The organism is Nocardia sp. JMUB6875 (genome assembly GCF_041154655.1).
Lineage (GTDB): Bacteria > Actinomycetota > Actinomycetes > Mycobacteriales > Mycobacteriaceae > Nocardia.
Map to the genome: position 1 here is coordinate 32,828 of NZ_BAAFGR010000061.1, position 9,222 is coordinate 42,049.

Annotated in this window: 9 protein-coding genes; 6 read left to right on the top strand and 3 right to left on the bottom strand. The window is 67.5% G+C overall.

The window, feature by feature from the left end; all coding sequences use genetic code 11:
* Positions 1 to 42: 42 nt before the first annotated feature.
* Entirely contained in the window at positions 43 to 579 is a 537-nt protein-coding gene (locus ACAM49_RS17715) for a hypothetical protein (RefSeq protein WP_369636625.1), read from the top strand.
* On the opposite strand, the gene trpD is transcribed toward ACAM49_RS17715, so the two are convergent.
* On the bottom strand, positions 576 to 1,631 hold the full coding sequence (gene trpD, locus ACAM49_RS17720) for an anthranilate phosphoribosyltransferase (protein ID WP_369636626.1): 1,056 nt from the start codon (positions 1,629 to 1,631) through the stop codon (positions 576 to 578). The genes ACAM49_RS17715 and trpD overlap by 4 nt on opposite strands.
* A gap of 23 nt (positions 1,632 to 1,654) precedes the next feature.
* Positions 1,655 to 2,077 (bottom strand): hypothetical protein, encoded by a 423-nt coding sequence (locus ACAM49_RS17725; protein WP_369636627.1) that lies wholly within the window; start codon positions 2,075 to 2,077, stop codon positions 1,655 to 1,657.
* 170 nt (positions 2,078 to 2,247) lie between these two features.
* Here ACAM49_RS17725 and ACAM49_RS17730 point away from each other — a divergent pair, with 170 nt between their 5' ends.
* From ACAM49_RS17730 to ACAM49_RS17745, 4 genes are all read left to right on the top strand, one after another.
* The gene (locus ACAM49_RS17730; protein ID WP_369636628.1) at positions 2,248 to 2,859 is read left to right on the top strand and encodes a heme-copper oxidase subunit III; all 612 of its coding nucleotides are present in this window, start codon (positions 2,248 to 2,250) and stop codon (positions 2,857 to 2,859) included.
* Between the two features lie 84 nt (positions 2,860 to 2,943).
* Positions 2,944 to 3,804 (top strand): c-type cytochrome, encoded by an 861-nt coding sequence (locus tag ACAM49_RS17735; protein WP_369636629.1) that lies wholly within the window; start codon positions 2,944 to 2,946, stop codon positions 3,802 to 3,804.
* Entirely contained in the window at positions 3,801 to 4,949 is a 1,149-nt protein-coding gene (locus ACAM49_RS17740; protein ID WP_369636630.1) for a ubiquinol-cytochrome c reductase iron-sulfur subunit, read from the top strand. The genes ACAM49_RS17735 and ACAM49_RS17740 overlap by 4 nt, the downstream gene beginning before the upstream one ends.
* Positions 4,946 to 6,568 (top strand): cytochrome bc complex cytochrome b subunit, encoded by a 1,623-nt coding sequence (locus ACAM49_RS17745; protein ID WP_369636631.1) that lies wholly within the window; start codon positions 4,946 to 4,948, stop codon positions 6,566 to 6,568. Before ACAM49_RS17740 ends, ACAM49_RS17745 begins: the two co-directional genes overlap by 4 nt.
* 80 nt (positions 6,569 to 6,648) lie before the next feature.
* Here ACAM49_RS17745 and ACAM49_RS17750 read toward each other — a convergent pair whose 3' ends face one another.
* Positions 6,649 to 7,851 carry an oxygenase MpaB family protein gene (locus tag ACAM49_RS17750; protein ID WP_369636632.1) on the bottom strand — a complete coding sequence of 401 codons (1,203 nt, stop codon included), beginning with the start codon at positions 7,849 to 7,851 and terminating at the stop codon, positions 6,649 to 6,651.
* 97 nt (positions 7,852 to 7,948) lie between these two features.
* Here ACAM49_RS17750 and ACAM49_RS17755 point away from each other — a divergent pair, with 97 nt between their 5' ends.
* Complete coding sequence (locus ACAM49_RS17755; protein ID WP_369636633.1) at positions 7,949 to 9,019, top strand: AraC family transcriptional regulator ligand-binding domain-containing protein; 1,071 nt, start codon at positions 7,949 to 7,951, stop codon at positions 9,017 to 9,019.
* The last annotated feature ends 203 nt before the right edge of the window (positions 9,020 to 9,222 follow it).

Consider the following 9,222-nt stretch of genomic DNA (forward strand, 5'->3'; position numbering starts at 1 on the left):
CCCTGACTCTCAGGACACTCGGAGGAAGCCAGGAGGACAGCCATGTTCGTGAAGGTCTGCGGTTTGACCACCGAGGAACAGATCGACTGGGCCGTCGAACTCGGCTACTCCGCCATCGGCGTGATGGGCACGACCAAGAGCAAGCGGTACGTCGAACCCGCGCGGGCACGGGAGCTGGCCGCGTACGCGCGCGGGAAGATCCGCAGCTTCGCCGTCGCGCTGGAAAAGGCCGAAATAGCCGACGTGATCGACGATTTCGACGTCATCCAGCTCTACAACTGGACCGACCTGCCGAACCTCGCCTACTGCTCGGCCGTCCAGCCCGCGCCCGAACAGACCTACGAGTACTTCTTCTACGACGCCAGCGCCGGATCCGGCGTCTTCGCCGAATTCCCCGACTGGCTCGACCAGGTGCCGGGCAAGTTGGTGCTGGCCGGTGGCCTCAGTACGGACAATGTCGCGGGCGTCATCGAGGCGCACCGGCCCTACGGCGTCGACGTCTCCAGCTCGGTCGAACTCGCGCCCGGCGTCAAGAGTTTCGACGCCATGCGCGACTTCATCCAGGCAACGAAAGGCTAGTTCGACCCGAGCTCGTTGGAGACGGTGACCCAGCGGTCCAGGAGCGCGGCCGCCGCACCGGAATCCACGGTCTCGGCGACCCGCTTCAACGCCACCGCCAGCTTGGCGTGCAGGTCGAACTCGACCTCCTCGGGGCGCAGGTCGTAGGCCACCAGCGCGGCCGCCGAATTCAGCAGCACCGCGTCGCGCACCGGGCCCGGATCACCGGCGAACATATTGCGGGCGATCACCGCGTTCATCTCCGCGTCGCCGCCCTTCAACGCCGACGGATCCACCCGCTCGATGCCGAGTTCGGTTGGGTCGATGGTGGTTTCGTGCTGCAGGCCGCCCGCGACCACCCAGACGTCGGTGGTGTCGGCGGTGGTGATCTCGTCCAGGCCGTCATTGCCGCGCACCACCAGCGCCGAGGTGCCGCGCGCGGCGAACACGCCCGCGATCACCGGCACCAGATCCGCGAACGCGCAGCCGATCAGGCCCGAGGAGGGCTGGGCCGGATTGGTCAGCGGGCCCAGGATATTGAAGACCGTCGGAATGCCGATCTCACTGCGGGCCGGGCCCGCGTACCGCAGCGAGGGATGGAACACCGGCGCGAAGCAGAATCCGATGCCGGTCTGGCGCACGCACTCGGCCACCGATTCCGGCCCCAGCGCGATCTTCACGCCGAGCGCCTCGAGGGTGTCCGCGCCGCCGCTCTTGGAGGTCGCCGCCCGGTTGCCGTGCTTGATCACCGGAATCCCGGTGGCCGCCACCACGATCGAGGACATGGTGGAGATGTTCACGCTGCCGGAGCGGTCGCCACCGGTGCCGACGATATCGATCGCGCCACCCTCGTGCTCGACCCGGCGCGCGTGCGCGAGCATCCCGCTGGCCAGGCCATTGAGCTCGGTCGGGGTCGGGCCCTTCATCTTCAGGGCCACGCCGAAGGCCGCGATCTGCGCGGAGGTGGCGTTATCGGTGAAGATCTCGTTCATCGCCCACGCGGCCTCGTCCGAGGACAGGTCGTTGCCGTCGGTGAGGATGCCGAGAACTTCTCGCCAGCTGCGCGCACTCATGGGGGCAAGCCTAATGCGCGGGGCTAGTTCTTATTGCCCGGACCGGCGGCGGGCTGCAGGGCATCCCAGCCCAGGACCGTGCCGTCGTGCCGGTGGGCGATCGCGGCCATCCGGGAACGCTCCTGGGAGCAGTGCAGGGCGTCGAGAACCTGCACTCGCTGCACAACCAGCTTCGCGGGGTCCGAATCATCGACGGAGGCAGTGTTATAGCCGAGCTGCTCGGTCATGACTTGTACCGCATTCACCCGGTCGGCGGGCACCCTCAGATGATGGCGGAGCACCACGGGTTGGTCGGGAGTCCAGTCCAAGGCCTTGCCGAGTGCCGCCGAACAGGCCTCCGCGTCATCGAAACTCGACGCGACCACCACCAGATCCGGGCGCGCCGGATCCAGTTCCGTTGCCGCACTCCGGCCGAGCAGCTTGCGCCACCACGATTTGACACTCATAAGACCCTCTCAGCATGGCTCAGCTTCCTCTTACCTGCGCAATCTAGGCTCCACCGTGACACGCCGAGAGGCCCCGCGAGACGCTCGCTCGCCCTGGGCTTTACGACACGTACGACGAACTTTCGTACCCCGCTACGCCTGTCGTACTACGACAAGTCATACTTACCGGCGTGACGACCGCAGTAGGGACCCCAGGATCGGCCATTACCCAGCGTGTGCATTCGCTGAACCGGCCCAACATGGTCAGCGTCGGTACCATCATCTGGCTGTCGAGCGAGCTGATGTTCTTCGCCGGCCTGTTCGCCATGTACTTCGTTGCTCGCGCGCAGGCCCACGGAAACTGGCCGCCGGAGCCGACCGAGCTGAATCTCAAGCTGGCCGTGCCGGTCACCCTGGTGCTGGTCGCGTCCTCCTTCACCTGCCAGATGGGCGTCTTCGCCGCCGAGCGCGGTGACGTGTTCGGCCTGCGCCGCTGGTACGTGCTGACCTTCCTGATGGGCGCGTTCTTCGTCGGCGGTCAGGGCACCGAGTACCACGCGCTGGTCGAAGAGGGCACCTCGATCTCCAGCTCGGTGTACGGCTCGGTGTTCTACATCACCACCGGCTTCCACGGTCTGCACGTCATCGGCGGTCTCATCGCGTTCATCTTCCTGCTGGTGCGCACCAAGCTCAGCAAGTTCACCCCGGCCCAGGCCACCGCGGCGATCGTCGTGTCGTACTACTGGCACTTCGTCGACATCGTCTGGATCGCCCTGTTCGCGACGATCTACTTCGTCCGCTAACACCGGACACGGCCGGTGCGGCAGCCCCGCGTCGGCAGCCAAAAACTTGTACAAGTCGGTTCCGTCTACTCCAAAGGGACACAGATGAGTTCATCTCCCCCGTCAGCGCCAGATCCCGAGGGGATCGGCCAGGCCACCAAGATCCGCAAGCAGCGCCGCACCCGGCGCAAGCTGGTCGGCGGTCTGGTCCTCCTGATGGGCCTCGTCGGAGCCGGCTTCGCGGCGTCGGCCCTGACCCCGCAGGCTCAGGTCGCGACCGCGCACGAGGACCAGTCCGCGCTGATCCGCGAGGGCAAGCAGATCTACGACACCTCCTGCGTCACCTGCCACGGTGCCAACCTGCAGGGCGTCGCCGATCGCGGCCCCAGCCTGATCGGCGTCGGTGAGGCCGCGGTCTACTTCCAGGTCTCCTCCGGCCGCATGCCCGCGGCCCGCAACGAGGCGCAGATCCAGCGCAAGCCCCCGAAGTTCGACGCGCACCAGACCGACGCGCTCGGCGCGTACGTCCAGTCCCAGGGCGGCGGCCCGACCGTCGTGCGCGACAGCAACGGTGAGATCGCGCAGGAGTCGATCATCGAGGACCGCGACCTCGGCCGCGGCGGCGAGCTGTTCCGCATGAACTGCGCGTCCTGCCACAACTTCACCGGCAAGGGTGGCGCGCTGTCGTCCGGCAAGTTCGCGCCCCCGCTGGAAGAGGCCAGCGAGCAGCAGATCTACCTGGCCATGCTCACCGGCCCGCAGAACATGCCCAAGTTCTCCGACCGGCAGCTGACGCCGGACGAGAAGAAGGACATCGTCGCGTACATCAAGGACCGCATGGAGACCAAGTCCGAGGGCGGCTACGGCCTCGGCGGCTTCGGTCCCGCGACCGAGGGTCTCGCGATCTGGGTTGTCGGCATCGTGGCCCTCGTTGGTTCCGCGATGTGGATCGGTTCCCGGTCATGAGTGAACAGGAGCGAAACAGCATGGGGGAGAACCCCACCGAACCCACGGACGAGCAGCTCGACGCCATGTCGCGTGACGAGCTGGTCAAGCTCGGTACCGAGCTCGACGGCGTCGACGTCGCCTACCGCGCCCCCCGCTGGCCGGTCGAGGGCACCCGGGCCGAGAAGCGCGCCGAGCGCAAGGTGGCCATGTGGTTCGGCATCTCCGCACTCGCGGGCGCCGCGCTCATCGGCATCTACCTGTTCTGGCCCTGGGAGTACAAGGGTCGTCACCAGGACGGGAACACCCAGTACACGCTGACCACCCCGCTGTACGGCCTCACCCTCGGCATCGCCGTGCTGGCCGTCGGCATCGCGGTCGTGCTGATCCGCAAGCACTTCATCCCGGCCGAGATCTCCATCCAGGACCGCCACGACGGCGCGTCCTCGGAGGTCAACCGCCGCACCCTGGTCGCGCAGCTGCAGGACGCCGCGGAGACCTCCACCCTGGGCCGCCGCAAGCTCATCACCCGCACCGCGGGCCTGGGCGCCGGCCTGCTGGGTGTGGGCGCGCTGCTGGTCTTCGTCGGCGGCATGATCAAGAACCCGTGGGCCAAGGGCGACAAGTCGCCGCTGTGGGTCTCGGGCTGGACCCCGGACTACCCGGGCGAGACCGTCTTCCTGCGCCGCGACACCGGCCGTCCCGAGGACATCGTCCTGGTCAAGCCGGAGGATCTGGACGCGGGCGCCATGGAGACCGTCTTCCCGTGGAAGGAATCCTGGCGCGGTGACGAGCACAAGACGCTCGAGTCGCTGCGCGGTATCCGCAACGCGGTCATGCTGATTCGCCTGCGTACCCACGACGCCGAGCACGCCATCAAGCGCAAGGGCCAGGAGAGCTTCAACTACGGCGACTACTTCGCCTACTCGAAGATCTGCACCCACCTCGGCTGCCCGACCTCGCTGTTCGAGCAGCAGACCAACCGAATCCTGTGCCCCTGCCACCAGTCGCAGTTCTCCGCGACCGAATGGGGTAAGCCGGTCTTCGGTCCGGCCGCGCGTGCGCTGCCGCAGCTGCCGATCACCGTCAACGCCGATGGCTACCTGGTCGCCCAGCACGACTTCATCGAGCCCCTCGGCCCGGCCTACTGGGAGCGTCGTTCATGAGCCCGAGCAAAGCGGCCGTACAGGCCAACGAAATGGACGAGCGCTACCACCTGGCCGCGTTCGCCAAGCGATCGATCAACAAGGTCTTCCCGACCCACTGGTCGTTCCTGCTGGGTGAGATCGCGCTGTACGCGTTCATCATCCTGCTGCTGTCGGGTGTCTACCTGACGCTGTACTTCGACCCGTCCATGTCGGAGACCGTCTACCAGGGCGCCTACCAGCCCCTGCGCGGTGTCACCATGTCGCGGGCCTACGAGACCGCGCTGAACATCTCCTTCGAGGTGCGCGGCGGTCTGTTCGTGCGCCAGGTGCACCACTGGGCCGCACTGCTTTTCGCGTCGTCGATCATCATCCACCTGTTCCGCATCTTCTTCACCGGCGCGTTCCGCAAGCCGCGTGAGGCGAACTGGGTGATCGGCTCGCTGCTGCTGATCCTGGCCATGTTCGAGGGCTTCTTCGGCTACTCGATCCCGGACGACCTGCTCTCCGGCACCGGTCTGCGCGCCGCCTTCGGTGGTATCACCATGGGCGTGCCGGTCATCGGCACCTGGATGCACTGGCTGATCTTCGGCGGTGACTTCCCGGGCACCATCATCATTCCGCGCCTCTACATCGCGCACGTGCTGCTGCTGCCGGGCATCATCCTGGCCCTGATCGCCGCCCACGTGGCGCTGGTCTGGTACCAGAAGCACACCCAGTTCCCCGGACCGGGCCGCACCGAGAAGAACGTCGTCGGCGCCCGCATCATCCCGGTGTTCGCCGCCGACCAGGGCGCGTTCTTCGCCTTCACCCTCGGCATCGTCGCGATCATGGGTGGCGTCTTCCAGATCAACCCGATCTGGAACCTGGGCCCCTACAACCCGTCTCAGGTCTCCGCGGGTTCGCAGCCGGACTTCTACATGATGTGGACCGACGGCATGGCGCGTCTCATGCCGCCGTGGGAGCTGTACCTGGGCCGCTACACGGTCCCGGCGCCGTTCTGGGTCGCGCTCATCATGGGCCTGGTGTTCACCGTGCTGATCGCCTACCCGTGGATCGAGAAGCGCCTCACCGGCGACACCGCCCGCCACAACCTGCTGCAGCGTCCGCGCGACGTGCCGGTCCGCACCGCCATCGGTTCGATGGCCATCGCGTTCTACATGGTGCTGACGCTGGCGTGTGTCAACGACATCATCTCGCTGAAGTTCGACATCTCGCTGAACGCGACCACGTGGTTCTTCCGCATCGCGCTGCTGGTGGCCCCGCCGATCGCGTACTTCGCGGCCTACCGGTTCTGCATCGGCCTGCAGCGCAGCGACCGCGCGGTGCTCGAGCACGGCATCGAAACCGGTGTCATCAAGCGCCTTCCGCACGGTGAGTACATCGAGGTCCACCAGCCCCTCGGCCCGGTCGATTCGCACGGCCACCCGATCCCGCTGGAGTACCAGGGCGCCCCGGTGCCCAAGAAGATGTCCAAGCTGGGCTCCGCCGGCAAGCCCGGCACGGGTTCGTTCCTCCGCGCCGACCCCGCGTCGGAGCAGGAGCAGAACGTCGCCCTCGCCCACGAGGAAGAACACGACATGCTGCGCGCCCTCGAATCGGCCCAGAACGCCGCCAAGGGCACCCAGTCCGATCACTGATCGAACGTCCCAACCGATCACTGATCATCAGTCACAAGGCAAGGCCCCGAGTCGATTCCGACTCGGGGCCTTCCCCGTTTTCAGCGCTTGGCGGTGACAGCACGGGCGGGATCGAGTGGCGCGGGCGCGGCCCGCATGGCGTCGAGGGCGGAGGAAAGGACGCGGCGCTGAGTGGTGGCGATGTGCTCGTCGGCGCCGAGGCGGCCGTTGCGGCGCAGTAGTTCCCGGACTCGGGCCAGCTGACGGAGCGACAGGATGAGCGGGTGGTTGCGGGGTGGGGTGCCGTCGGGGTCGGAGTAGGCGGTGACGGTGCGGCCGGTGGTGCCCCAGACGAGGGTCGAGATCGGGGGACGCAGGATCGGGGCGGTCGCGCGCCGAAGAGGCTGCGGGAGTATGCGTTCGGGGCGGAGGCCGCCGCGGAGCAGGGCTCGGGTGAGGGTGGCGGTGTCGGCGTCGGGTGGCGCGAAGATGACGGTGGCGGCGCGGCTGATGTTTTCGGCATCGTCGATCGAGTGGGCAAGCAGATCATGGGGGACGCCCATGAGACAGCCGATCCAGCACCACAATTGGCGGATGGCTTCGAGTTCCTCTGAACTCAGGGGCATGTCGAACAGCTCGTACAGCGCCAGCGGCATGAGCAGGAAGGCGTGCGCGGTGACGGCCATGCCGGTGGTGTGGATGGGTTCACCCCAGGCGTCGCGTCGCCAGGCGCCGCTCTTGCGCAGGTGGCGACGAACCATGGCGTGTACGAAGCGGATTCGGATGGTGGCGTCGAAACCGGTGCCGCCGGGGACCAGCCTGCCAGGCTCGGTGGCGGCCAGGACCCAGCGGGAGGTCTCCTCGTAGCGGCGGGCTGCCATGGTCTCCGAACGGGAGTTCATGGCCTGCGGTTTGTTGAGGTCGCCGAAACGATAGGCCGTCATCAGGGTTCCACCCATCCCGATGATGACGGCCGGAGCGAAACGCCACCACAACTCCGCGCCGCGCCGGATCTGGATCGGATCGAACCAGTCCGGAGGATTCATCAAGGGGGTCAAGAGGTCTCGGAGCGAGTCCGGCGCGCCGGGCGGGCACGGATCACGATGGCGCAGGGCCTCGCCGAGGAGCCGCCAGCCGGTGCCGGGGCCGAGATTCGCGAAATCCTCGACGACCGCATCGATCACGGTGTCGGTCCGGAACATCCCCCGGACCACCCGATCCACCGCGTCCTCCGGCACACGTCGGCGTGCTCGGCCGATACGCTCGGCGCGGGCGGGGTCGAATGGAATCGCTGCGGTGGTCATGGGTTCCCCTCTCCTCGAAGTCCTGAATTCGACGGTAGGGAGCGGGGATTCGAGCGGACAGGTGACAACCCGACCGGTTCTTGTTAGCTTTCGCCACATGGGGGACCCGGTGCGGCCATCGCGGTGGGAAATCGCGCGTCCGGCGGTGTCGACGCGATATCTGCTCGACACCGGGCACGCACACGGACTGTCCACGGCCGACCTACTGGCCGGAACCGGCCTGCGGCCCGCCGACCTCGAGCCGCCGGGCGCGGTGGTGCTGCCCCGACAGGAACTGCGCGTCATCCGGAATCTGCTGTCCGGGGCCGAGGACCCGCGCCTGCTCGGCCTCGAGACCGGTCTGCGGTATTCACTGACCAGCACCGGAATCCTCGGATACGCCATGCTTTCCAGCGCGACCGTGCGCGAGGCGCTCGGCCTGCTCGCCCGATTCGTCGAACTGACCTCCGACTTCTTCGACGTGACCTTCACCGAATCCGCGGCCGGCCTGCTGGTGGAGGTCGGTGACGGCGATGTACCCGCCGACGTGCGCCCGTTCCTCCTGGTCCGCGACCTGGTCTCAGGCTTCCGTGCGGCATCGCTGCTGCTCTCACCCGTGGTGCTGGAACTTGTCGAGGCCATGACCGAACCGGTCCGGCTCGAACTGACCGATACCGAGGAAGCCGACTACCTCACCGCCGCCCGAGCCCTGGTCGGGCCGTACGGCATCGACATAACAATCGAATTCGGCGCGTCCCGAAACGCTTTCACCATTCCGAGCGTGTTCCTCGACCGCGCCACCCCGGCCCCGGACCCTGACACCGCCGCCCAGTGCGTCCACCAGTGCGAGACCCTCCTCGACGAACGCGCCCGCTTCACCGGCGCGGCCGCCCAGGTACGGCATCGGTTGCTGCGGAACCCCGCCGATATGCCGACCTTGACCGAAATGGCTCGCGAACTGGCAGTGTCGGAGCGGACCCTGCACCGCCGCCTGGCCGAGGAAGGCACGACCTTCCGCGCGGTTGTCGACCAGACCCGCCAACTTCTCGCCGAGGAACTCCTCGCCCAAGGTCTCACCGTCGAAGCGGTGTCCCGCCGCCTCGGCTACTCCGACACCGCCGCCTTCAGCCACGCCTACCGCCGCTGGCACGGCCGCCCACCGCGCCGCAGCCAACAACGTGCGCGCTAGCCGGCTCGATGAACCTGTGGAGGCGACCATCCCGTTCGATGTCCTGTAACAGGCTTGGCGACTAGCTCTGGGGCGCGGCCGGATTCGGCTTGGTCCAGATCAAGGAGTAGCGCCATAGGAGGTGGCGGCGGTAGTGGACGCCGGGGAGGATCGACTCTGCTGTGCGGCGGGCCTCGCGGTAGGTCTGGGGTGGGGGCCAGACG

Coding starts and splice junctions, on each gene's coding strand:
- ACAM49_RS17715 (WP_369636625.1), top strand. CDS start 43: ATGTTCGTGAAGGTCTGCGGTTTGACCACCGAGGAACAGATCGACTGG.
- trpD (WP_369636626.1), bottom strand. CDS start 1,631: ATGAGTGCGCGCAGCTGGCGAGAAGTTCTCGGCATCCTCACCGACGGC.
- ACAM49_RS17725 (WP_369636627.1), bottom strand. CDS start 2,077: ATGAGTGTCAAATCGTGGTGGCGCAAGCTGCTCGGCCGGAGTGCGGCA.
- ACAM49_RS17735 (WP_369636629.1), top strand. CDS start 2,944: ATGAGTTCATCTCCCCCGTCAGCGCCAGATCCCGAGGGGATCGGCCAG.
- ACAM49_RS17740 (WP_369636630.1), top strand. CDS start 3,801: ATGAGTGAACAGGAGCGAAACAGCATGGGGGAGAACCCCACCGAACCC.
- ACAM49_RS17745 (WP_369636631.1), top strand. CDS start 4,946: ATGAGCCCGAGCAAAGCGGCCGTACAGGCCAACGAAATGGACGAGCGC.
- ACAM49_RS17750 (WP_369636632.1), bottom strand. CDS start 7,851: ATGACCACCGCAGCGATTCCATTCGACCCCGCCCGCGCCGAGCGTATC.
- ACAM49_RS17755 (WP_369636633.1), top strand. CDS start 7,949: ATGGGGGACCCGGTGCGGCCATCGCGGTGGGAAATCGCGCGTCCGGCG.